We start from the raw sequence: 22,685 nt of genomic DNA, 5'->3' as shown, positions 1-22,685 counted from the left end.
GGTGAGTGAAGAATTAAAGTTATGAGTCACGAAGCAGCTTTCCATTCAAAACTCCTCACTCTTAACTCCTAACTCCTCACTTTTAACTTTTAACCCCTAGCCCCTAATTTTTGACCTGTGCCGTTTTTTTGTGCAGTATCACTTTCTGGTAGTTCGACGCCAAAGACGCGGCTAAAAACTTTGGCGACTTTATAGCCAGAATCAATCGATTCTAAAGGGTCTTTCCGCAGTCTGTGACGCAAGCATAGCGTAATTACGCGATGGATATCATCAACTGTAACTTCAGTGCGTCCTTCATAAGCTGTTAAGGCTTTGGCGGCGCGGTTACTAACAATGTCACCCCGCAAACCATCCACATCTAGTTCTGAACAGACTTCAGAAATTTTTACCCGCAGATCGTAGTCAATTTTCACTTCTGGCAAAAGCTGTTGAGCATTGACAATTTGCTCTTGTAATGCTTCTTGCTGGGGTTTGTATTTTTCGAGAAATACGGGCGGATTTTGGTCAAAATCCGCCCGTTGTTCAACGATTTGCACCCGCAAGGCTGGTTCTTTGACTGTGTGAATTTCTGCGTGCATCCCAAAGCGATCAAGTAATTGGGGGCGCAGTTCGCCTTCTTCGGGGTTTCCAGAACCCACAAGCACAAAACGCGCGGGGTGACGGATAGAAATACCTTCCCGTTCTACAGTGTTCCATCCACTAGCAGCGGAGTCGAGTAACACGTCTACAAGGTGGTCATCTAGTAAGTTGACTTCATCCACGTAGAGAATGCCCCGATTAGCCTTTGCTAGCAGTCCCGGTTCAAAAGCTTTGACACCTTCAGATAAAGCTTTCTCGATGTCGATTGTGCCACAAACTCGGTCTTCTGTAGCTCCTAGCGGCAGGTCTACCATTTGGACTTTTTTGTGAGCTACGGGAATTTCCGCCCCTTGTTCTAAAAGTTGGCGGACTTCATCGCTCATCAAGTCGGGATCGCTAGGATCGCTACTGAAGGGGTCATTAGCAACCACAGAAATTTCTGGTAGCAAATCCGCCAGCGCCCGGATAGTTGTGGATTTCCCGGTGCCGCGATCGCCCATAATCATTACACCCCCAATTTTGGGGTCAATCACGTTCAATAGCAGCGCCAGTTTCATTTCTTCCTGGCCCACAATTGCCGTAAAAGGAAATACTACGCGACGCGCACTTGCCGTGGATTGAGCAGTTGGACTCACTAAATTACCTTAACAATATTTTTCTTATTACAGTTCTTTATTGTGACACAGGTGGGGTGTGGAGGAATGTGAAGATCGGGGGCAGAGGAGGCAGAGGAGCAGGGGAGCAGGGGGAAGTTGCAGTAAGTTTTTCCCCTCTGCCTCTCTGCCTCTTTTAAATGCTCCATTCCCCATACCAATATCTATTGGGCACAAATGCTTATTAGCTGCGTCAACTATCTTAATTTGTCTGTTTTAGTTTTTCTGGTGCAAAAGTTCCATAAGTAGAGAACGAACAACTACCAACTCATCAATTTTGTACTAAGCATAAATACTTGTAAACTATATGGTTAGTAGATTCAATTATAAAAGCGAGCAATGGCGTGTGTGGGTAGCTAATGCATCATTCAAATTTATGAAATCATCTTTTATTGTTCAAAGTTGGCGGCGACTACTCAAGTCTCTTTTTCCGATTCTGATTTTAATATCGTTTGTTACTGTATTGTTGGTGGACAGTTTCACCCCTGCGATCACCGAAGGTGCGCGCTTCAGCGCCTTTGCACAGTTACCCCGTCAGGAAATTCGCGGGGTTTGGATGACCACCAATGATTTTGACACCCTCAAGAATCGAGACAAATTACAGGATGCGGTGAGTCAACTGCGGCGGATGAACTTCAACACAATCTATCCTGTGGTGTGGAATTCTGGCTATGTGATGTATCCTAGTGCCCTAGCACAACGTGCAGGTATTCAACCTTTTGTCTACAAAGGTTCAGATGGACATGATATTCTCGCAGACCTGATTACCCAAGCCCATCGCCAAGGATTGCTGGTGATTCCCTGGTTTGAGTTTGGTTTCATGGCTCCCCCAACGTCAGAACTAGCAATGAATTACCCAGATTGGTTCACACAAAAGCGGGATGGTAGCCAAACTTCAAACAGTGCGGCTGGTGAGGTGATGTGGCTCAATCCGTTCCATCCGCAAGTGCAACAGTTCATCACCAATCTTGTGCTGGAAACTGTTACCCAATATGATGCCGATGGGATTCAGTTTGACGATCACATGAGTTTGCCCCACGAGTTTGGTTATGACCAATATACAGTTGCTTTGTACACCAAAGAAACCAAGAATCCTCCACCAAAAAATCCCCAAGATGCGGCATGGGTAAAGTGGCGGGCAGATAAAATTACGGCGTTCATGGTAAAACTTAACCAAGCTGTGAAGCAGAGAAAACCCCAGGCGATTTTCTCTGTTTCTCCTAATTACTATGATTTTGCTTACAAGTTTCACTTGCAAGATTGGCTAGGTTGGATGCGACAAAATATTGTGGACGAGTTAATTGTGCAAATTTATCGTCCCGATCTAAAAAGTTTTGTAGCAAATATTTCCCGCGCAGAAATTCAAGAAGCGCAACAAAGAATTCCAACTGGAGTTGGCATTATGACAGGGTTACGAAATAATCCAGTTCCCATGCAGCAAATTAAGTCTCAGGTGCGGGCTGCCCAAGAACACGGTCTAGGCGTAACCTTCTTTTATTATGAAAGTCTTTGGAACGATGCTCTAGAATCTTTAACTGAGCGACAAGCTGGATTTGAAAATCTTTTTCCGTCTCCTGCACTCCGCGCCAGAGCTGAATAAATTTTCTGTTTAAGATGATGTTAATGATTTCGTAGAAAGGAATTTTGTCTTTATTTTCTAAGCACTAAAATGCTTACTACAAACTTTTCATTACTAGCTTGATATAACTTCCTACTTCCCACTCCCTACTCCTAACTCAGCATGGCAATCTTCGACCGAAGTGCGTTGTCGCATGGCACTAACTAAAGTCTCATAGCTAGACCAATTTTCTTGCAGTAGAGTTTTTGCCTGGAGGGTATGAAACCGCAGTTTTTGCTGATAAACTGATTCAGAAAAGCCTAAAATTGTCAAGACTCCTATCAGCTTGCTTTTATCATCAGTTCCACCCTCAGCATTATTAAAAACTAGGGTTTCAGCAGCAATACCCGCCATCCAAACAGTGCAGTAGCGGTCTAGCATTTGGGCGCTGATTTTACCTACTTCTAGTTGAGACGCTAATTCTCCATCATCAAAGCTAACGCCGCCTTGGCCAGGTTGCCCCTGTTTCCAGGCTTCCCATGCGCTGAGTGTGTAGCCAGTAACGGGAATACCCAACAGGTAAGCAACCAAAAAATGCCCTGCTTCGTGGTGGACGATGCGATCGCGGTGTTCTTTTGAAAAACCAGCAATCCAATCTAAAAAGATAGTACCACCCTTGCCTTGCAGGCTAAAGCTATCTAATGTCGCTATGCCTAAGATGGTGAAGGTAGCAAGTGCTGGTACTGCCGGTGATAAGTTGAAGAATGGCCCCACCAGTACCGATAGGGTCATAAGAAAGATAGATATTGCAACTAAATTTAGGCTAGTTTGGCTCATTGAGAGTTTTCTGAGTGTAGCTTAATCTCTCTACATTATGAGGCAATGTCTACGACGGGCGTAGATGCAGCACAACTTTTGTATCAAGCTAGTTGGAGCGATCGCCTAATTTTTACATCTCATACCTAATTAAATTACTGGCTTAATAACGGATGTTTTCTCTATCACTAGAATGATGGCTGCTTTTCAAGTCGCAGACATAATGTGACCTTAGTAGGTATAAAACATCAAATAGGAGATAAATGTGGCTGAACAATTCAAAAAAGGCGATCGGGTTGAATGGAACACTTCACAAGGCAAGACAACTGGCAAAGTAGTAAAGAAGCTCACTTCACCTACAGATATTAAAGAACATCATGTTGCTGCAAGTGAAGCTAACCCTGAATACTTAGTTGAAAGTGATAAGACAGGAAAACAAGCTGCTCACAAGCCTGATGCTCTTAAGAAAGTAGAGGAGTAATGCTTAGTTATGAGTAAAGATGTTAAAGCGGTGATTGACGAGTTTCATCAAGTTGTCAATATGACACCTAAAGAACTAGAGTCTTGGCTAGATACGGATGAGTCACAAACTGTCGGGCAAAAGGATGGCGACGATGAGTCAATCGGTCATAAATCTGGACGGCGTATCATCCAGCTATTGCAGAGAAAGGATGATTATACCAACGACGATCTTTCGCACATGAAGAAAGTTATTAGTTACGTCCATCGTCACATGGCACAGAAGCCATCGGGTGATTTGGAACACACACGCTGGTGCTATTCTTTGAAGAATTGGGGACACGATCCACTGAAGTAAAGTACCTTATAGCCCGCCATTTAGGTGGGCAAATTCGTGTGATCGCTCTAAGTGTTTACGCCGCAGAAACGACACAAAAACAGGTTTTTACAGATGGATTTCAACTCCATATTGCTAAAGTAACTGGTAGCTGCGATCGCAGCACTTGTTAAAAGCTGACCTATTAAAAGTCATCAGGTTTGACGCACGCAGACTATTAGAAAATCAAGGGGTTAACACCCGCACCAAGGAAGCGCGAAAAGAAAATTATTCTTGCAGACGAGCAATTACACAGTGTATAACTTTAATTTCATTAACAATTCGATCCAGTTCTGTGGAGAGCGGAGTTTGTTCTCGAACGGCTTGTAATGTGGGAGTTAAAGTGTTGGAATTGGTAGCAATTTCTGATAAACGAGCAGTATGTAGCTGTTCAATTTGGTAGTGAATTGCTTCGAGATAGCTATCCAGCGCTGGTAATGGTTGGGGTGGCTGTCCCTGCCCAATGGCATCTGCTAAGTTTTCCAAAACTTGGACAATGGTATCGGCAAGTCGCTTGAGTTCAGGAAATTGGTACTCACCGCTAAATTCCCCCAGATGTTCTGCTAAAGTTGTTACCGAACTGAAAAAGCCACGAATGTATATCATCAGCGTCATTACAGGTTCGATTTCTCCCTGAATGTGACGAGGTTCGCTGAACAATCGTTGAGCTGCGGCGTTGGCGTTGGCGTTCTCTAGTGCTGCTTGGTGGCGTAGCATGTTGATAGAATCAGCAAACGCATTATGTTCTGGATGGAGATAGTTAGCTATTACTTGCTGAAAGTAAGCAAGATTAGCTCGAATTGTCTTTTCCAGTTGTGCAGGAAGTTGCTGTCGTTCCCAACGAGGGAAAAGCAAATAGCTACCAAGCAGTGCTAAGACACCCCCAGCCAAGCTATCGAAGATCCTCAATACTCCAACCTTCCAGCCACCTGCACTAATAATGTTGAGTAGCAATATGATGGCGGGAGTGAGTAGTATGGTGAATATACTGTAGCTTAACGGTCGCACCGACATCGCAACAAACACAAGCAGCAAGAAACAAATTGCGATCGCCAATTGATTCTTAACTAGTAAAACCAGAGCAATGCCGATAATTCCACCCAAAATAGTACCAACTACTCTTTGGACTGTTGTCTCGGACGTTCCACCAAAGTTGGGTTTAAGTGCAACTAAAGCTGTTAGCGTTATCCAGTAGCCTCTAGGTAGTTGAAATAGCGAGGCAAGTAATTCAGCAAAAGTTGTGATCAGTGCGAGGCGCAACGCATGACGAAAGAGGACTGAATCAAAAGTGAAATTATTTCGCAGCGTATCAATAATTGTAGAACGCTCTGGTTGGGCTGGGGGGGAAATATCTCGCTGGGCAATGTTGTTGCGCTGTTTTCCCTGGCTTAAATCTGTAACAATCTCTGCATCAGTATGAATTTGCTCTACTAACTTTGTCAGACTGGCTGTAATCTTCCCAAGGTTGAGGAGATCGGAATATTCATCTGTCTGAGCATTGATGGTTTGATTGAGGACTTGAGAACGCAGAACTTGCCTTTGGTGTTCTAGTGCTTCAAGACTCCGATCAAGATCCCCTAAGTGAGGTGAGTTTTTTCCTTTGGCGATCGCTTGTGATAACATTTGCAGAGCAATTGCCGACTGTTCTATCACTTGCTGAATTTCTTTCTGTAACCGAGAAAATAGTTGATGTTCGGATGCGATCGCTAATAGTTCGCTCAGTGCTACAACAGAATTGACAATTTGATTTATATCCTCGATTAATACGAGTAACTGATTTCCCCGTAGATTCGCTCCTTTTTGCCTAGTCCAGATAGTTGTCCAGACGCTACGGGCAGATGTTAAGTTTTGAATAACTGTATCCTGAGCTTGCAAAAATCGCTGTTCCCACTGCTGACGATCTTTTGGATTTAATGCTCTCTGGCTTGCCAAGTCCACAAAATTGCTTAATGAGAGATAACAGTTAGCGACTATCTGCATTGCAGGTACATCAGGACGCACCACCCACAGTCCCAATGACAAGACAGTTGTCCATGTTCCACCAGCCAGACATAGCCCACAGTGTTGAATAAGAGTAGACAAATTAGAAAATGAAGCGAATCTAGCCAGCGCAATCACAAACATAATCGAAGTAATCAAGCTGACAGATGCAGCCACGTTGCCATAGAGGCTAGCTAAACCTGTGATAAATATTACCAAAAAGGTAGTCGGGACAGCTAACCAGAGATGACTGCTAACCAGACTTGCGATTAGGAACATTACAGTCACCCCAATGGTAGCTGCTATCATCGCTGTCGCTCGCTGACGGTAGGCTCCGTCAACATTTACCATCCCAACGAACCAAGCTGCCATAGTGGCGATCGCACTTTCAGCAGCATGATTTGTAATGATTCCAATTCCAATTGGGACACCCAGTATAAAAAGGCTACGCAATCCAGAGGCAATGGCGGGCTTACCTGGCTGGAGTTGAAACTGTTGCAACAACCAACCCAGAGGACGTTTATCTGTAAATGGCATTATTAAACTGGCGACTATAACAAAGCGCGATCGCTTCTTAAAGCATTTTAGCCATTCTTGAAATAACTATTTTTTCTCTGTAAGGAAGGCGATTAAACAATGGCGCATTTACTGAGAATGGTTTCCAGCCCATTCTGTACCTGCTCAAGTTCTTGGCGCTGTTGGTAAATCCATATCTTTTCAGCCTCACGTTGTTCCAGAGTTTCATTGTGAGCCTTTTCCTGCTGTTCTAGGAGATTTTCGTAAAGTGCGATCGCTTCTGCAATTACTCGACTAGCTGATTCAACTCGGCTATTAAAGACTGAGTTAAGAATTTCATCTAACTGCGTTGGTAATTTATTTTTATCCATTGACTCATTGAATTTTTGAAATCCTATTTCAATTACTTTCGCCTTTATTTTGTTTTTTAGTCCATCAAAATCTAGCATTCCTAAACCAAATGAACCAGCGATTGCAGCAGCCAGGCTTGCAAGAACTATAGCAATAAATCCAAACCCTGTAAATACCATTAATCCAGCAGCTAAAGCACCACCAATTCCAAGACCACCACCAATTCCTCCCAAACCCATAAAATCATCATTTATACCATTGATTGAAAGTTTAAGTTGTTGACTTAAATTTGTTTGTATCTGCATATCTATGCTTTGAAATTCACTTTGAATGGCATTTAGCTCATCAGCTATTTTTACATCTAAATCTTCAATATTCTTGAGCAAAATGACATCTTTAACTTTTGTATTACCCCATGTATCTATTTCTCATGACACAGTTTTAGTAAACTGATTTATGTAGTCCTTAATGAGTTTATATTGACTAAAAGCAGGACTGTATGGCGAATCCCAGTGTTGACTTTGTTGAGTAATATTTTCTTTCAGTTCTTCACGCCACTTAGTCCATGAATGAGTAGCTTGTTTAATTACTTCTTTTTGTTTAATTTCTGCTAAGTTTTTAATTTTGACATCTCGCCCACTAGCTTCTCCTATTTTTTCCAAAATTTTCTGCTTTTCTGCTTCCGAAATTTGAATTTTACCCTTTAAAATATCCTCAAATTGATATAATCCATCTAAACTTTTTTGTGTGACTGCATTTATTTGAGTAATAAAGTGCTTAATTTTCAGTTTTCCACTGTCAAAAGTCAGAAATTTATCAATAGACTGAGTAAAATTTTGGAAGGCTTTCAAATACTCATTTTCATCTTCCTGCAAGATTGCCTCTAGCGTAGCTTGAGCAGAAATTAAATGAACTCTGTTTTCACCTACAATTATAGGATTTTGACCATTTACAAATCTTTCGATTCTCTGTCTAACCTGCTCACGTCCCTTATCACTACGCACTAAATCTATAAAATTCCCTACTACAAAAAGATTATTTGCAGGTTCATTTTCTTTACCATAATTTAGTTGATTTTTCAGATCATGGAGTAAGTCGCGTTCTACTTGAGTTAGAGAACATGAGGCATTAGTTAGAAATATAACTGCATCAGTATCTTTAAGAAGTTTTTGAGTTATCTTAGTACGGTCAGGATGTTCATTTAATCCTGGAGAATCTACAATTTCTACCCCACTACTACATAACTCTAAATCAGGATGCTCAAAAACAATTTCATCAATTTGAGAATCAGCCAATTCATCACTTAGGCAATCTATAGCTGCATTTTCTGAAATCGTTGCCTTTAGTTGATATTCTTCAAAAGTAATCTCTTCCTCTGTTCCATTTTGATATCTACAAATTATTCGCTTTTGTATTCCATATTTCAAAACTGTCACAGCGCCGCTACAAGGAATTTCTCTTACAGGTTGGATTTCTTCACCTAACAAGGCATTCAGTAAGGTTGATTTTCCTTTACTAAATTCGCCTACAACTGCTAAACGAAACCGTTGTAATTTTATTTTTTTAGATACTTTTTCTATCTCTTCTATTAAAGTGTAAGGTAAGAAGCTACGCTCATTACAATCTTTAACTATTTGAGAAATTTGACCACAATAAGTTTCTAATTGCTTACGATTTTCCTGGAATTTTGCCAACTCCCTATAGGATATATTGCTATGCTGTTTAGTTATTTTGTGTTCTGGTTTAGCAGGTAGAGCGGCTAGCATATCACTTGCAGCCTTGACAAATATAGTATCCAGTTCCTGAAAGCGAGCAGGGCTGAGTAAAAAATGCACTTCATTTAAATCAACAGGCTCCACATTTTCTTGATGAGTAAAACCAGCCTCAAAAACTGCTAAATGTTGCGGTTGAATGCCTAAGTGTTTGGCGACTATCTCCAAATACTTTTTCTCGCATAAGTCAATTTCACCATCTGCTGCTGACATTTCATAGCCAAAACCAATCAACAAAAGTTTTTCTGACTCTGAAAGCGGAGCCGCCAATGCTAGTAAGTTATTAACTTGCTTATAAACTTGATTTTCTTTGACTCCCTTAATCATCAAATGTGTCAACTTACGCACATCACTTTCTGGAATACTAAATCGATAAAGGGTTGTCAGTAAACGTTACTTTTCTGACTCTGCTACTGTTCCATCTACAAATATCACTCCCAGTAGCACCGTGACTAAATTTGCCAGAAATATCACGGGTGGTGTGAGATTTTTTAGAGTCAGCTTTTGTCCAGTAATCTGTGACAATAGCTCAACAGCCTGAGAGCTAACTAGTGAAGTATCCATAAACTATGTAAAGTGATAAGTTTTCAGGCTTAGTATGCCCAGATTTAGACAAAATTAATTAATATACCGAATAAATACGGTTATCTTTACTTTTTTATACCAGTTAGGCTCAAGAAAATTAGCTTTTAGCAACTTAGAAATATGCTGTTCCAATTTACGCCTGCAATCCAAGCTGGTATTGATGCTGGGAAATATCTACAAGTCTTTAGCAATGGAGTACCCTTAAGCATGGCTAGAGATACAGTTACTGGACAGTTTGTAGGTCATGCTATTGGTGCTACTGTTAACAACAGCCCTTTATCTCCACTGATAACAGCTTCAAATCTAGTAACGAGTGGGGCGCAGATGTATCAAACTCAGCAAGGTTTTACATCTGTATTAAATGGCTTGCAAACTATACAGACTAGCTTGGGTGTGCTGCAAGCAACTACAGCCTTGATTGGTGTGGGAACAGTAGCAGGTGTAGCACTGACAGCAGTCAACCTGCACCAAACAATGAAATTAAGAAAAGAAGTAGAGCAAATGAGGCTAGAAGTCAAAAACGGCTTTATTGACTTGAAACAAGCCTTAAAAGACCAAGGAGTAGAAGTTAGACAAATAATCGAACAAGTAGCCCAAGATATCAAATTTGAACAGCATCGCACAGCTTTAGTGAGGGCGTATGGAGTGTTTATCCAGGCGATGAACCGCTTCCGTTCAGCGATGCAATTGCAAGATTTCAGCCGAAGAAATGCTGAGATTGATGGTGTTAGGGGAATGTTATTTGCGGCTTTAGCAGATTACAGCAATCCGCATCTACTGGAAGAAGCCTGTGCAGCTGGTCAACTACGCAGACTCGAATGCGCTTGGATAATTGAACAGGTAATTGTTGCAACTTATCAAGTGCAGAATGAGGTTTCAGCAGTGAGCGATCGCCTCATCCTACTCCAAGATAAAATCTGTGAAGATGCTCTCACTGTGATTAATCGCTGTGAATCACATGATGAACTTGATTTTCTCTTTCCTGAAATTATTCGCATTAAAAATCATGATTTAGCGGTATTGGATTCGTGGCAAAATCATGTTGATTGGATGGGATCGCTTCCTTCATCAGAATTAAAGCTTTTAAGTAGTGCTGATTTTAATAGTCCAGAGACTCACAACTCCACAATCAATGTAGCAGAACCGCCAGAGCAATTAGTATATGAGAGTTTAGCCGAAAAATCTCATTTCTACTCGCTTCGTGACCAGTTGTTATTTATATTCGAGCCGGAACTACGTCGAGAGTATGAATTTTATATTAGTCAACAAGCTGGAATTACTGGTTATAAAACATTAATTACATCTAATTTGCAACAGGCATCAGACTTAACTGTTGGTAATCTTTATTACTACTTTAAAATCAGAGATGAATCGAAAGATGAGACAGAGTTAGTTTCAGCCAACTAAAACACCTAAGTAGAACGGCGTAAATATTTGTAGTTAGGATGAGGCAGGAGGCAGAAGGTAGGAGGCAGAAGGGAAGAGAGTTTGAGCCTTGTTTATCTTTCTTAATATGGTTGTGTTTTTTCCCACCGACTTGCTTACGGCGATTCTTGAAATAACTATTCTTAAAGTCCGCTTAGGCGGACTTTGTTTGTATATACAGCAGATTTCAACTTCTCTACGAGAGGCTACGCCAACGTGAGGTACAGAAATACTACTGTTCTATAAGACTCCTATCTGATTTCTGAACAAGATTTTAGATAAAACCCTAATAAAACGGGCTTTTCAGTCTCAGTATGTTTTCAAAAATCAAATCGGAGTCCTATATTACCATAGACTCATAGAAAAACTCACGCGCTCACAGTGGGATTGTATATTAGGGGTCTAAACACATTGTTTGTCTGTTTCTAACCTAGTTCCACACTTGTCACAGCAAAGACGCGATTAATAGGTAAACTAGGAATTTCTTTAGTGTACATCCGAGCAGTTTGAGAGACTGGCTGCAATTGGTAACGTTGAACTAGGTTAATCGCTTGTACATTTGCATCCGGCACATCAACAAACACTGGAGCATGAGGATTTTCTGCAAGCAATGCTTGAAATAATGCTTCAGCAATCTGTTCGTCATTAGCAAACAGTGGCCCAATCCGAAAACCTGTATAAGCAGACCGGATAACTCCGTAACCAACAAGATATCCATTTTTGAGAAACCCGAAAGCAGCACTTTCTGGCTGTTCAATCCAATGTCGCAGAAACAGTGAACGCTTAGAAGGAAAAAGTTGGCAATCGTAAGCTACCAATTCTTCAAAAGGCACTGTTTTCAGTTCGACGATATCAGCAGGCACAACACCGCCACCCACCCCTTGATAACGAATATGGTTATAAGCGATTTGGAAGCCAGACTTTTTGTAGTTATCTTGTTGAGCTACTACACCATCCAAACCGATGTTACGGTCAGCACCTAGATAGTCAATTGCTGTCTTCCAAATTTTCATACCCAACCCCTGCCCACGAAACTGGGGTTTCACAATGTAAAAAGCTAGAATACTGAAGTGTTGATTGTAAGCAACAGCAGAAATGCACCCCACCGGCTCACCATTCAACTCGCCCAATAAAAAACCGTTCTTGTCAGTTTGATAAAAAGATTCAGCATCATACCTTCCTGGATTCCAACCTTCGCTTGCTGCCCAAGTAATCGCCAAATCAATTTCCGACCTGTTCATTTTGCGGACGATGAAGTTGTCAGGGATCATAATATCTTCTTACTATCAGGCTGTTAACTATTTAACTTCGCTTTCGCAAACCCAGCGATAACTCTTAATATTTTTATACTCATTTTTCGTACAATTACATTCGTTCGGATATAAAATCACTCAAAAACTACTGTTCTATTTCCATATACTAATACACGATTTTGCAAGTGCGATCGCACCGCTCTTGCTAATACAACTCTCTCCAAATCTTTGCCTTTTCTCACCAAATCATCAACTTCATCTCGGTGACTAACTCGCACCACATCTTGTTCAATGATTGGGCCTGCATCTAAATCAGCAGTGGCGTAATGGGCAGTTGCACCAATAATTTTCACACCCCGTTCAAAAGCTCGGTGATAAGGGTTTGCTCCGATAAAAGCTGGTAAAAATGAGTGATGTATATTAATAATTTGCGGAAATTGACTAATAAAATCTGCACTAACAATCTGCATATATTTCGCCAATACAACTAAATCTATTTTGTACTGACGTAGTAATTCTAATTGTTGGGTTTCTTGTTCTGCTTTATTATCTTTATTTATGGGAATGTGCTGAAAGTCAATATTAAATTGTTCTGCCACTACCTTTAAATTATAATGGTTACTAATAATTAAAGGAATTTCAGCAATAAATTCTTTGGCACGTTGTCGCCAAATTAAATCAAATAGACAATGGTCTTGCCGACTTACCCAAATAGCAATGCGTGGTACTGTATCAGAAAAACGTATTTCCCACTTAGCACCTAAAGGTTGAGCAATTGCATTAAATGCAGGCGCAATAAACTCTCGCGGTAAATTGAACCCATCTAACTGCCATTCAATGCGCGTGAGGAATAACCCAGCGGCAAAATCTGTGTGCTGATCTGCATGGATAATATTACCACCGTTAGAATAGATGAAATTGGCAAATTTCGCCACCAGTCCCCGTTGATCGGGGCAGGAAATCAGCAATGTTGCTGTCGGATTTGTCATAGTAATAGCGTCAGATTTGGAATTAATTATTTGCTATTTGTCGGAGTTGGCTTAGGAATGGTGAGCGGAGGTAGTTTTTGACTATTATCTACAGGTTGTTTCCACTCTGATAATTCCCGATTCACGGCATTTGCAAAATCTGTAGATACCAACAGCACATTTATATTACCATCAGGTTTCGCCGCAGGGTCAGCTTGAGCATACAAGAAACGACCGTTAAAGTTAGATTTACCCAAAATCAACTGATGGCTTTGTCGGTTTTTCAGGGTGATATTAATAGTTGCTTGGGGTGGATCTAAAGCAAATTCTCCAAGGTGTTTTGCTGGAGTTGATAAAGTGCGATCGCTATTATCTTTGACTAACAAATCCATTAAATAAGAAACAATAGCGTCATTTGCTGGACCCGATATCGGAGATTTGATTAACCACTTGGGGTTACTAGAAGATTCCGGGCTACGTTCCAGATTCAGGGTGAATTTTTTTGTCTTGATTGTTAAAGACTGCACATCATCTTCTCCAAAAGAGAAAATTTTCTGCTTTTGCTCCTTTATTTCTTCGCGCTGAGTTGCACCCCGAATTTCATAAAAGTAAACAAAACCACCTAAACCCAGGGCTAGCAATATCAAAATTAAAGTCGTTCGTGGCAATTTCATTTTTTAGTCATTTGTCATTTGTCATTGGTGAGGAGTTAATATTTATAAATCCAAACTCCTAACTCACTTCTTACCGTCGTTTCCACCAAATAATAACTGCGATCGCAAATCCAATTAAGGGTAAAACTAACAGAGATGACAATATTAAAAGATTACCTTGTGTGGTTGTCAGGGTTATCCGCCGATTTTTCGGTTCTTTGGGACGAATGGAAAGGGGTTGCTGATCCTGTTGACTCAGCCAAGTAACTGAGTTCAGGAATACATCTCCATTTAATTGCTGTTGAAACAAACCATCGGTGGCGAAATCGGAATTTCCTAAAACTACTAACCGTGACTCAGTGGCTGTTTGAGATGAGGGAGTGGGCGAAGCCTTCCCTTGACTGGTTGGTGATGGTAGGGGTAACGCTTGCGGAGTCTTGGGAGAGGGGGAAGGAGTCGGGCTAGTCTTGCTTTGAGTGGTTGGTGATGGTAGAGGTGAAGGTGTGGGTGAAGCTTGGGGAGTGGAAGGAGATTTGGGTGTTTGTTTTCTGGTTAAGGCAACACCCAAGGTTAAAGGCCCTTTCAGGTCTTTATCTGCATTAAACTCCAATTTTTCGCTTTGGAGGTCGCTTTCCGCCCAACTCTTGGGATAGGGTTTGGTTCGTAGCAGTGGAGTAGCCTGAACCCCAGGCACAGAGGTAATTTCCAGTGGTCTGGCAATCGGATAAAAAGAATTGCCGTTACCGAAATCTTTGGTAATCGGATGTTGTCCATATTCTGTCACTAAGGGCGCAGCAGGGCCAAGTCCCACGACGCTTTCGCCAGAGACATCGACTGCTAAACGATTATCTAGACGAACACCCCACTCTTGTAGCAAGCTGTTAAGTTTGGGATCGGTATTAGGATCAATCATCAGCAGTAAGTTACCACCGCGATTAAGATATTCTTGCAAAGCTTTGACTTCACCCTCAAACAGTCCTCGTTTGGGGCCAGCCACTATTACGACAGCCGCATCTTGAGGAATTTTGGAAGTTTCTCCTAAATTCAACGGTGATGTTGTAAAGTTTTTATCGCCTAATCCCTGAACTGCTTGTGATATTGCACCTTTACCAGCCGAAAATTGGCGTTCGCCATGACCTTGGAGTAAGTAAACTTTAGCTGTGGTTGAATTTGTTAGTTGTTGCAGGCGACTAGTTAATCTGATTTCTGATAATCGCTCATTTTCATTTACCGTCTGTACTAATTGCCGTTTATCACCAGATTCTAGGTAAACTTCTCCATAATCTTTGACGCCAAACTTTTCTGCAAGTCCTGGTCTAGCTTGGGGATCGATATACTCGTATTTAAATTTTGAGCTTTGGCGCTGATAATTTTCTAACAGTTCTCGGTCTTGGGGATTTTGGTTAATATCAAACACCCACACTTTAACTGGCTGTGGTAAAACTCTTACTAATTCGCGTGACTGGGGTGCAAGAGTAAATAATTGAGCCTCTGTTAAGTCTGCCCGCAAGTGATAGCGAGTCCCCAAAAAGTTAATCAATCCTAAAATTGCTAATACTGCGAAAGTCGCCACTAGGGCATTAGTCCCAGCTTGGGTAGAACGACGGTTCCACCATTTACTCTGATAGCTTTGCCATATTATACCCAATCCACTAATAACAATTCCCGTAATTATAAATGCTAATGGAATTAATCCCCATTGTTCAGAGACTAATCCAACTGTTAAGCCGATAGCAATTAGGAATGGGCCCAACCAAAACAGATATTTCCACAGTTTCTTTTTTGCAACTATCTTCATAGAATTTGTCATTTGTCATTTGTCATTGGTCATTGGTTATTGGTCATTTGTCATTAGTCATTTGTCTAAAAATAGTGACAAGTAAAAATATATGGGCGAAAATTGATTAACTAAAAATAAGATAAGCAATACAACTGAATAAATGGCGACAAAACGTTTCCAAGAATTACAGGTTTATCAATTATCAGAAAAATTAGCAGATGACATTTGGAAAATTGTTGAAGGATGGAATTTTTTTGCAAAAGATACGATTGGTAAACAGATTGTACGTTCGGCAGATAGTATCGGTGCCAATATAGCAGAAGGTGTAGGAAGAGGTAGTTTTCAAGATAATAGACGTTTTATAAAAATAGCGAGAGGCTCTTTGAATGAAACTCAACATTGGTTAAGACGGGCTTATACTCGTAACCTTTTAACTACCGAACAAATAAATGCAATCAAAACAATCATTAACGAACTAGCACCCAAATTAAACTCCTACCTAAACTCAATTGGCAATGTACCAGATGACCAAGGACAAATGACAGATGACAAATGACCAATGATTATTGCCTTTGAAAGCGCAGTGCATCAATTGATTGAGCTGTGAGAAAGATGCCTAAAAAAATGTAACTGGCAAATAAAATTAAGGCGCTAGTATCTAAAATGCCTTGGATTAATGTGTTGTAATGTTTCAGCAACGACAGATAACCTAAAGCTTCGCCCACAGGGCCAGGGACGATTTTGGCGATTAAATCAATCAATAACAATAATAAGATTACTGCAAAGGTAAGAACGGCAGACAAAATTGTGCTGTCTGTTAATGAAGAAATAAACATTCCTACAGATAAAATTGCCGCTGCTAGTAAAATTAATCCAAAATGACCGAGCAAGGGAATTGAGGGTGTTATTGGTGGATTTGAGCCGCTGATGGCGATCGCTTCCAACACTAGCATGGGTACAACCATTGTGATAAAAAATGTGATCACGCCTAATAATTTACCTACTGCTACTGCCCAATTGGTAATTGGTGATGTGGCTAACAGTTCTAAAGTGCCCCGCTTCCGTTCTTCGGCATAGAGTCCCATTGAGAGTATGGGCAGAATAAACAACAATAGCCATCCCATACGATCCAGAAATGCTCGGACAAATTCGTAGGGGACATCTATTGCTGGTACTGGTACTCCCAGCTGTTGCCCTTGTGCATCTATTGCCGCAACTCCTACCAAAATGCCGTCTGGACCTAGCAAAATCATCACGAAGAATAACCCGGCGATGAACCAAAATATGCCTGCGATCGCATAAGCTAAAGGCGATACAAAATAACTCTGTAACTCTCGGCGATAAATGGCAATAATATTACTCAGTACTACACCCATTTACGCTGCCTCTCCTTCGTTGTCTGCTGCTAAGTCTACCTCAGGATCGAAATTTTTTTCTTCTGTGGTCAGTTGCAAGAATACATCTTCTAAGGTAGCGTTAACCCGCCGCAGTTCATGTAAACCGAATCCTGCACGCACTAATGTTGTAGCAATATCGCGTCCTGGTTCTTTTCCGGGTTGCGATATCACCCGCAGGTAAGCGCGGTTTTCCTGGGGTTGATGACCTCCGGCTGTGGGAATTGATTCTATCAGGCTCACACCCGCGACTTTTTGCAATACCTGTTTCGCTAGGGCGGCTTCTCCTTCTATTTCCAATTCATACCCGGAACCACCTGTTAACTGAGTCATCAGGTTTTCTGGTGTATTAGTTGCCACAACTTTACCGCGATTGATGATGGCGACGCGGCTACAAGTCATACTCACTTCTGGCAGAATATGTGTGGAAAGAATAATTGTGTGAGTACCAGCAAGGCTTTTAATTAAATTCCGCACCTCAATTATTTGCCGGGGATCGAGTCCAACGGTGGGTTCATCCAAAATGATCGCTGGTGGATCATGGACGATCGCTTGAGCAATTCCTACCCTTTGGCGGTATCCTTTAGAAAGTTTACGAATAATCACCCGCCGCTTATCTTCTAAGTTACAGCGTTCGATGGCGGCTGTTACCTTATTGGGGCGATCGCCTGCTGGAACTCCCTTAATTCGGGCGACAAAATGCAAAAATCCCTCCACCGTCATCTCTGGATATAACGGCGGTGTTTCGGGTAAATAACCAATCCGTTGGCGCACAGCCAGGGAATTTTCATGGACATCATAACCAGCAATCCGGGCATTTCCATTGGTTGCCGGTAAATAACCAGCCAGAATCCGCATGGTTGTAGTTTTACCAGCGCCATTGGGGCCCAACAACCCTAAAATCTCCCCAGGTTCGACGTTAAAAGTGACATCAGTAATCGCTGGGGTAGAGCCGTATATTTTACTTAGATGCTCAACTTCGATCATCGGTATAGTGGCGATCGCAATTTATAGAATACCCAACAATCTTAGATCACGATATTGGGTATGGGGGACTGGCACAAAGATTAGCTGACAAGGGGTAAAGTTCCTGAAAAACCTCTTTGTGTCAAAATAATCCCCAATTTCCATTATTGAAAAGAGGCAGAGGTGCAGAGGGGAAAGACTTACTTCTACTTCTCCCCTGCTCCCCTGCACCCCTGCTCCCTTGCTTCTCCCCCAATCGCCAGCGCTCTAAAAGGCAAAAGTAGTGCGAAGTGCGCCTACAATTGCTGTGTCATTAGCACTAAAGCCTTCAGGGCTGAAGATGAAATATACACCAGGGGTAATGGAGATATTGTCATTGACCCGATAGTTATAAAATGTTTCTAAATGGTAGGGGGTTGCGTCTTCTGGACGAGAAGCAATTCCCGCTACAGATTCTCGGTAAAGCGGCTGTCCAAAAATGACGGCGGCGGTGTTTCCTTCATGGAATATATCTCTAAAATGCAATCCAGCCGACCAGCTGCTAAAGGTTGTAGAGGCGTCTACATTCAAAAGATTAGCAAAAAGCAACGCACCTGATAATGAGATGGATGTTTTCGGCGCAAACCGCCACGTTACTGTTGCACCCACAGAATTTACATTGATTGGCTCATCAAGAGTTGCTAGTGTAGCATCACCACCAAACCTCGCCAGTTGTGCTGCATTGGGAGTAAATCGAATAGAAGCAATATCAGCGCTACCCAAGCCTGTACCTAGAATGTTAATTGTGTGGTAACTGTGTGCATAGTTGATGCCGATATCAATAGTTGAGATTGGTTTGAGGGTCAGTTGTGCAGCAATTGCTTGTGTACCGTTAAAGAAACCTCCTCCCAAAGGTGTGTTCAAAAGACCCCGATCTTCTGATATCGGAGCCGAACCACTACCATAGATAACTCCGAGTCCCACTTGTTTTGAAGGATTCCACAAAAAACCAGCACCCGCTAACAAACCTGTACCAGAAGTGCCTCCTGTGATTCTGACGGCAGCGTTATAACCTGCAAATCGAGAGATTGCACCTTGACTATCGCTAGCGTAGGGAGTGATGGCAGGAAAAACATCTGTAATCTCTGCATTTGTTCCACCAAAAACAACGAATTTCTGAGACAACGGTAAGACGTAAGCTAGTTTGTAAAGACTAACTGAATTTGCTCCGCTGTCAGGTTGTAATGTCTGGGGGTTAAAGCCAGGAAATTGAGGTTCAAAGCTTAACTTGGTTGAACCTGCGCCAAGAAAACTTGAGTTCGGCAGTATTTGGCCTTGAATGGTTCCTCTTTCATAAAATGAACCGCTCGATCTGAAGTTGTAAGCTTGAAGTCCAACAATGAACAAATCACTGCCGTTAAAGCTGCTGGTAAGATTGAGCCTGACACGATTATTGAAGGCTAATTTAGCATCTTGGCTACCTGGTTCTCCACCTGTCGCTGTGGACAAAGAAAAAATTGCTTCGCCATTAAGTTTAGTTGTGGTAGAAAACTGTTGCTTCTCTAAGGTAGCTGTGTGAGTTTCTAAGGCATCTACTCGACCACGCAATGTTGCAAGTTCAGATGCAAATTGTTCTTGAAGTTTTTGGAGAGTAGTTAAATCTTCTTTCTTAACTAAATCACCAGTGCTAGTAGCAATCAGCTCGTTGATTCTATCCAAGCAAGCATTCAACCCAGCAGCAAATTCATAACGGCTTAAGGCACGATTCCCTTTATAAGTACTGTCAGGATATCCCACAATGCAACCGTAACGCTCCACTACCGATTGCAATGCTTGAAATGCCCAATCTGTTGTCTTGACATCAGATAATTGAGATACTGAATTTACTTGAGCGATCGCATTAGATTCTAAAGAATTAAAATTAGTTGAAAAGACGCTACTGTTGTCTTTGTCTGTGCTCTCAAAATTGTTTACAGGATTGCCAGCAGTTAGTTGAGCAGTTGCAGGAGATGCACCCAGCGAAATAAAAGCAGTAAGTAAGTACAGCCAACTAACTATTTTCGTACTCATGAACTTGTAGTAATTCACACTCATTCCTCACACACAAAATAAAACACCACTGTTTTTTGCAAATACGAATTATTCACAAGCTAAAGCTAACTTGCCAAAGCAAGCTCTCAAGAATTAAATACTCTTTTGTTGAGAGTTGGTCAATTAACTATACAAGTCTCTGCCATACAAAATTACTTTGTACAGAACTCACATAGTAATATTTAAGCCGATGCATCAACTTAAGTTGCAGCTTTTCTCAAGCTCAAAATTGGAATTTTAACAATTATTTAGCTATGAGTAAAGACTTCATCACTTCAAAAAATATTTTTTGAAACTTTCAAACTACATAAAAGTTATAGCTACACTATAGTTTTGATCGGTGGTGCTTTACTATGTATTTTTTACAAAAATAAACATTTTTGAAGTTTTTACTTTTTAAATATATACAAACAATATTAAAGTATTATTTAATATAATAAGAAATAGCTTTTTGATAATATTAAAATATATAACCCGATCGCTCGTGCAATCAATAATGAGTTTATTGTCAGGCGAAACAATGGCATTGTCAGGCGAAACAATGGCATTGTCAGGCGAAACAATCACATTGTCAGGCAAAACAATGGCATTGTCAGGCGAAACAATGGCATTGTCAGGCAAAACAATCACATTGTCAGGCGAAACAATGGCATTGTCAGCCAAAACAATGCTGTTGCAACTCTAAAAGACTTGTGTGTATACCGTAGCTTTACAAAGAAAGAGGTTTTTTAGACAAGAGTGAACAGTCAGATTAATAATAGCTGCCAGATTTTCGATGTTCCAAAGCCGTGACACCATCATTTTCCAACACTTCACCGTGATCGATAACGGCATAAATTAACCATCGATCGCCACATTCAAGTTGATTTTGCACCGTACATTCTAAATAGGCTAATGCCTCATTCAAAATCAAACAACCATTAAGAGCAGTTTTTGTGTCAAGATTTGCAAAGGGATTATCTCCTAAAGTGCTATGACCAGAAAAATAGCGCCGCACATTTCTTCCTTCTTTGAGGATATTCAGCACAAATTTATCACCAGGATGATGCATTAAATCTGCATTTTGCTTGTTAGCGATCGCAATCATAATTCCTGGCGGGTTAAAAGTTGCCTGTGATACCCAAGAAGTTAAAACCCCTTTGTGAGTTTCTTCATCACGAGTTGTCACAACACACAAAGAACCAATGATCCGCCCCACAGCTTGTTCGGTACGATCTACATGGGTTTCTGTCACAACCTGGCGGGAAGTCCGCAGTTTTTTGGTTTTCTTCAAGTTTTGGGCAAAAAAAGCACCTGCTTCTTGACACTGCTGAAGAATCTCAGGAGTAGGGCTAAAACGCACCTGAATTGTTTCAAACCCTAGTTGATAATTAGCATCTTTAAGCTTGCTTTCTAGTAAATCAATGGCCTCTCCACTCCAACCGTAGGAACCAAACACCCCTGCTAACTTAGTTTTAGCCGTAGCTGAGAGGACTATTCCTAAAGCAGTTTGAATTTGAGTTGGTGCATGTCCACCTAATGTGGGGGAGCCGATAATAAAACCATCGCAGGTTTCTACAATGCGGCTAATCTCCGCCGAGTCTGCTAGTTCACAGTTGATTGATTCTACATTAATGCCATTTTGAATCAAACCTTGAGCGATCGCATTCGCCATAATTGCTGTATTTCCATAAGCAGAAGCATAAAGCAAAGCGACACTCAACTCTTGAGATTTTTGCCCTTGACACCATTGACGGTAATCATAGGTAAAACGACTAAGGCTGTAACGGACAACTGGGCCGTGTGCTGGGGCATAACATCTGGCTCCCAAAACCGACAATTTATCTAAGGCTACTTCAACTTGTTTGGCTTGGGGCGCATGGAGACATTCAAAATAGTAGCGACGTTCCACATCTAGCCCCTTCCAATCTTCATCAAACAAAGTATCTTCGCAAATATGAGCGCCAAAAAGTTTGTCTGTGTAGAGAATTTTTGTGGCGGAATCATAAGTACAAAGTCCATCCGCCCACCGGGGAGTTGGTACAGTGATAAATGATAGATGATGTCCTTGTCCTAAATCTAGAGTATCCTGCGATCGCATCGCTTGAATAGGTGATTCAAATTCGGGAAAGGCAGTTTTTAGAGCATTGGCGGCGGGGCGAGAACAAATTATAGTGGCTTGAGAAACCTGAGAGAGCAATACTTGCAGAGTTGCGCTGCGGTTGGGGTTGACATGACTGAGAACAATGTAATCTAGAGTAGTGAAGTCTAAATGTTGTGCAAGTTGCTGAAGGTAAATTTCGGTAAAAGATTCGCCAGGAGGGTCAATTAAAGCCTTTTTATCAGCTTGAATCAGATAAGAATTCGCTGTAGTTCCCCGTTGGCGGGAATACTCCATCTCAAATTTTAATCTGTCCCAAGTCCGCGATCGTAGAATCAGAGTATTTTTACCAATTTCAGCAACTTGTACATCTCTGCTATGGTTAGGCGTTAATGTTGCAACAGACATAATAACCTCTCTTTAATTGGGCATTGGGTATGCGGAAGAGACA

At 41.4% G+C, this 22,685-nt stretch carries 20 protein-coding genes; 6 read left to right on the top strand and 14 right to left on the bottom strand.

Features of this window, described 5'->3' with window-relative positions:
- Positions 1 to 89: 89 nt before the first annotated feature.
- Positions 90 to 1,214: a magnesium chelatase ATPase subunit I gene (gene bchI, locus HWQ40_RS16870; RefSeq protein WP_292779725.1), complete on the bottom strand. Its 1,125-nt coding sequence runs from the start codon at positions 1,212 to 1,214 to the stop codon at positions 90 to 92.
- A gap of 325 nt (positions 1,215 to 1,539) precedes the next feature.
- Here bchI and HWQ40_RS16865 point away from each other — a divergent pair, with 325 nt between their 5' ends.
- Positions 1,540 to 2,832, top strand: a complete 1,293-nt coding sequence (locus HWQ40_RS16865) for a glycoside hydrolase family 10 protein (RefSeq protein WP_292779724.1) — start codon at positions 1,540 to 1,542, stop codon at positions 2,830 to 2,832.
- A gap of 111 nt (positions 2,833 to 2,943) precedes the next feature.
- Here the strand turns inward: HWQ40_RS16865 and HWQ40_RS16860 are convergent, their stop codons facing one another.
- Positions 2,944 to 3,627: an ATP-dependent Zn protease gene (locus HWQ40_RS16860; RefSeq protein WP_292779723.1), complete on the bottom strand. Its 684-nt coding sequence runs from the start codon at positions 3,625 to 3,627 to the stop codon at positions 2,944 to 2,946.
- A 244-nt stretch (positions 3,628 to 3,871) separates the two neighbouring features.
- Here HWQ40_RS16860 and HWQ40_RS16855 point away from each other — a divergent pair, with 244 nt between their 5' ends.
- Positions 3,872 to 4,087: a DUF2945 domain-containing protein gene (locus tag HWQ40_RS16855; RefSeq protein WP_292779721.1), complete on the top strand. Its 216-nt coding sequence runs from the start codon at positions 3,872 to 3,874 to the stop codon at positions 4,085 to 4,087.
- Between the two features lie 9 nt (positions 4,088 to 4,096).
- Positions 4,097 to 4,423: a DUF3140 domain-containing protein gene (locus tag HWQ40_RS16850; RefSeq protein ID WP_292779720.1), complete on the top strand. Its 327-nt coding sequence runs from the start codon at positions 4,097 to 4,099 to the stop codon at positions 4,421 to 4,423.
- A 246-nt stretch (positions 4,424 to 4,669) separates the two neighbouring features.
- On the opposite strand, the gene HWQ40_RS16845 is transcribed toward HWQ40_RS16850, so the two are convergent.
- From HWQ40_RS16845 to HWQ40_RS16830, 4 genes are all read right to left on the bottom strand, one after another.
- Positions 4,670 to 6,958, bottom strand: coding sequence for an FUSC family membrane protein (locus HWQ40_RS16845; protein ID WP_292779719.1), 2,289 nt, complete (start codon positions 6,956 to 6,958; stop codon positions 4,670 to 4,672).
- 92 nt (positions 6,959 to 7,050) lie between these two features.
- Positions 7,051 to 7,674 (bottom strand): hypothetical protein, encoded by a 624-nt coding sequence (locus tag HWQ40_RS16840; protein WP_292779718.1) that lies wholly within the window; start codon positions 7,672 to 7,674, stop codon positions 7,051 to 7,053.
- A gap of 42 nt (positions 7,675 to 7,716) precedes the next feature.
- Positions 7,717 to 9,408, bottom strand: coding sequence for a dynamin family protein (locus HWQ40_RS16835; RefSeq protein WP_292779717.1), 1,692 nt, complete (start codon positions 9,406 to 9,408; stop codon positions 7,717 to 7,719).
- Positions 9,409 to 9,453: 45 nt separating this feature from the next.
- The gene (locus tag HWQ40_RS16830; protein WP_292779716.1) at positions 9,454 to 9,624 is read right to left on the bottom strand and encodes a hypothetical protein; all 171 of its coding nucleotides are present in this window, start codon (positions 9,622 to 9,624) and stop codon (positions 9,454 to 9,456) included.
- A gap of 141 nt (positions 9,625 to 9,765) precedes the next feature.
- Between HWQ40_RS16830 and HWQ40_RS16825 the strand changes: the two genes are divergently transcribed.
- Positions 9,766 to 11,052, top strand: a complete 1,287-nt coding sequence (locus HWQ40_RS16825; RefSeq protein ID WP_292779714.1) for a hypothetical protein — start codon at positions 9,766 to 9,768, stop codon at positions 11,050 to 11,052.
- 443 nt (positions 11,053 to 11,495) lie between these two features.
- Here HWQ40_RS16825 and HWQ40_RS16820 read toward each other — a convergent pair whose 3' ends face one another.
- From HWQ40_RS16820 to HWQ40_RS16805, 4 genes are all read right to left on the bottom strand, one after another.
- The gene (locus HWQ40_RS16820; RefSeq protein ID WP_292779712.1) at positions 11,496 to 12,341 is read right to left on the bottom strand and encodes a GNAT family N-acetyltransferase; all 846 of its coding nucleotides are present in this window, start codon (positions 12,339 to 12,341) and stop codon (positions 11,496 to 11,498) included.
- A gap of 116 nt (positions 12,342 to 12,457) precedes the next feature.
- On the bottom strand, positions 12,458 to 13,312 hold the full coding sequence (gene purU, locus HWQ40_RS16815; protein WP_292779710.1) for a formyltetrahydrofolate deformylase: 855 nt from the start codon (positions 13,310 to 13,312) through the stop codon (positions 12,458 to 12,460).
- Positions 13,313 to 13,338: 26 nt separating this feature from the next.
- Positions 13,339 to 13,965, bottom strand: a complete 627-nt coding sequence (locus HWQ40_RS16810) for a DUF4340 domain-containing protein (protein ID WP_292779708.1) — start codon at positions 13,963 to 13,965, stop codon at positions 13,339 to 13,341.
- Positions 13,966 to 14,035: 70 nt separating this feature from the next.
- Positions 14,036 to 15,742 (bottom strand): Gldg family protein, encoded by a 1,707-nt coding sequence (locus HWQ40_RS16805; RefSeq protein ID WP_292779706.1) that lies wholly within the window; start codon positions 15,740 to 15,742, stop codon positions 14,036 to 14,038.
- Positions 15,743 to 15,884: 142 nt separating this feature from the next.
- Here HWQ40_RS16805 and HWQ40_RS16800 point away from each other — a divergent pair, with 142 nt between their 5' ends.
- Positions 15,885 to 16,280, top strand: coding sequence for a four helix bundle protein (locus tag HWQ40_RS16800; protein ID WP_292779704.1), 396 nt, complete (start codon positions 15,885 to 15,887; stop codon positions 16,278 to 16,280).
- 7 nt (positions 16,281 to 16,287) lie between these two features.
- Here HWQ40_RS16800 and HWQ40_RS16795 read toward each other — a convergent pair whose 3' ends face one another.
- From HWQ40_RS16795 to HWQ40_RS16785, 3 genes are all read right to left on the bottom strand, one after another.
- The gene (locus HWQ40_RS16795; RefSeq protein ID WP_292779702.1) at positions 16,288 to 17,100 is read right to left on the bottom strand and encodes an ABC transporter permease; all 813 of its coding nucleotides are present in this window, start codon (positions 17,098 to 17,100) and stop codon (positions 16,288 to 16,290) included.
- Positions 17,101 to 18,105, bottom strand: coding sequence for an ABC transporter ATP-binding protein (locus HWQ40_RS16790; RefSeq protein WP_292779701.1), 1,005 nt, complete (start codon positions 18,103 to 18,105; stop codon positions 17,101 to 17,103).
- 246 nt (positions 18,106 to 18,351) lie between these two features.
- Positions 18,352 to 20,151, bottom strand: coding sequence for an iron uptake porin (locus HWQ40_RS16785; protein WP_292779699.1), 1,800 nt, complete (start codon positions 20,149 to 20,151; stop codon positions 18,352 to 18,354).
- Positions 20,152 to 20,650: 499 nt separating this feature from the next.
- Here HWQ40_RS16785 and HWQ40_RS16780 point away from each other — a divergent pair, with 499 nt between their 5' ends.
- Entirely contained in the window at positions 20,651 to 20,839 is a 189-nt protein-coding gene (locus HWQ40_RS16780) for a hypothetical protein (protein WP_292779697.1), read from the top strand.
- 66 nt (positions 20,840 to 20,905) lie between these two features.
- Here HWQ40_RS16780 and HWQ40_RS16775 read toward each other — a convergent pair whose 3' ends face one another.
- Positions 20,906 to 22,642, bottom strand: a complete 1,737-nt coding sequence (locus tag HWQ40_RS16775) for a diflavin flavoprotein (protein WP_292779695.1) — start codon at positions 22,640 to 22,642, stop codon at positions 20,906 to 20,908.
- Positions 22,643 to 22,685 lie beyond the last annotated feature (43 nt).

Source organism: Nostoc sp. NMS9 (assembly GCF_017114995.1).
Taxonomy (GTDB): domain Bacteria; phylum Cyanobacteriota; class Cyanobacteriia; order Cyanobacteriales; family Nostocaceae; genus Nostoc.
Note: the sequence above shows the minus strand (reverse complement) of the source record. Positions and strands in the feature narration are given on the sequence as shown.

Excerpts from the sequence above, each read along its gene's own strand:
- HWQ40_RS16865 (WP_292779724.1), top strand. The coding sequence starts at position 1,540 with ATGGTTAGTAGATTCAATTATAAAAGCGAGCAATGGCGTGTGTGGGTA.
- HWQ40_RS16860 (WP_292779723.1), bottom strand. The coding sequence starts at position 3,627 with ATGAGCCAAACTAGCCTAAATTTAGTTGCAATATCTATCTTTCTTATG.
- HWQ40_RS16850 (WP_292779720.1), top strand. The coding sequence starts at position 4,097 with ATGAGTAAAGATGTTAAAGCGGTGATTGACGAGTTTCATCAAGTTGTC.
- HWQ40_RS16845 (WP_292779719.1), bottom strand. The coding sequence starts at position 6,958 with ATGCCATTTACAGATAAACGTCCTCTGGGTTGGTTGTTGCAACAGTTT.
- HWQ40_RS16830 (WP_292779716.1), bottom strand. The coding sequence starts at position 9,624 with ATGGATACTTCACTAGTTAGCTCTCAGGCTGTTGAGCTATTGTCACAG.
- HWQ40_RS16825 (WP_292779714.1), top strand. The coding sequence starts at position 9,766 with ATGCTGTTCCAATTTACGCCTGCAATCCAAGCTGGTATTGATGCTGGG.
- HWQ40_RS16820 (WP_292779712.1), bottom strand. The coding sequence starts at position 12,341 with ATGATCCCTGACAACTTCATCGTCCGCAAAATGAACAGGTCGGAAATT.
- purU (WP_292779710.1), bottom strand. The coding sequence starts at position 13,312 with ATGACAAATCCGACAGCAACATTGCTGATTTCCTGCCCCGATCAACGG.
- HWQ40_RS16810 (WP_292779708.1), bottom strand. The coding sequence starts at position 13,965 with ATGAAATTGCCACGAACGACTTTAATTTTGATATTGCTAGCCCTGGGT.
- HWQ40_RS16805 (WP_292779706.1), bottom strand. The coding sequence starts at position 15,742 with ATGAAGATAGTTGCAAAAAAGAAACTGTGGAAATATCTGTTTTGGTTG.
- HWQ40_RS16800 (WP_292779704.1), top strand. The coding sequence starts at position 15,885 with ATGGCGACAAAACGTTTCCAAGAATTACAGGTTTATCAATTATCAGAA.
- HWQ40_RS16795 (WP_292779702.1), bottom strand. The coding sequence starts at position 17,100 with ATGGGTGTAGTACTGAGTAATATTATTGCCATTTATCGCCGAGAGTTA.
- HWQ40_RS16790 (WP_292779701.1), bottom strand. The coding sequence starts at position 18,105 with ATGATCGAAGTTGAGCATCTAAGTAAAATATACGGCTCTACCCCAGCG.
- HWQ40_RS16780 (WP_292779697.1), top strand. The coding sequence starts at position 20,651 with ATGAGTTTATTGTCAGGCGAAACAATGGCATTGTCAGGCGAAACAATG.
- HWQ40_RS16775 (WP_292779695.1), bottom strand. The coding sequence starts at position 22,642 with ATGTCTGTTGCAACATTAACGCCTAACCATAGCAGAGATGTACAAGTT.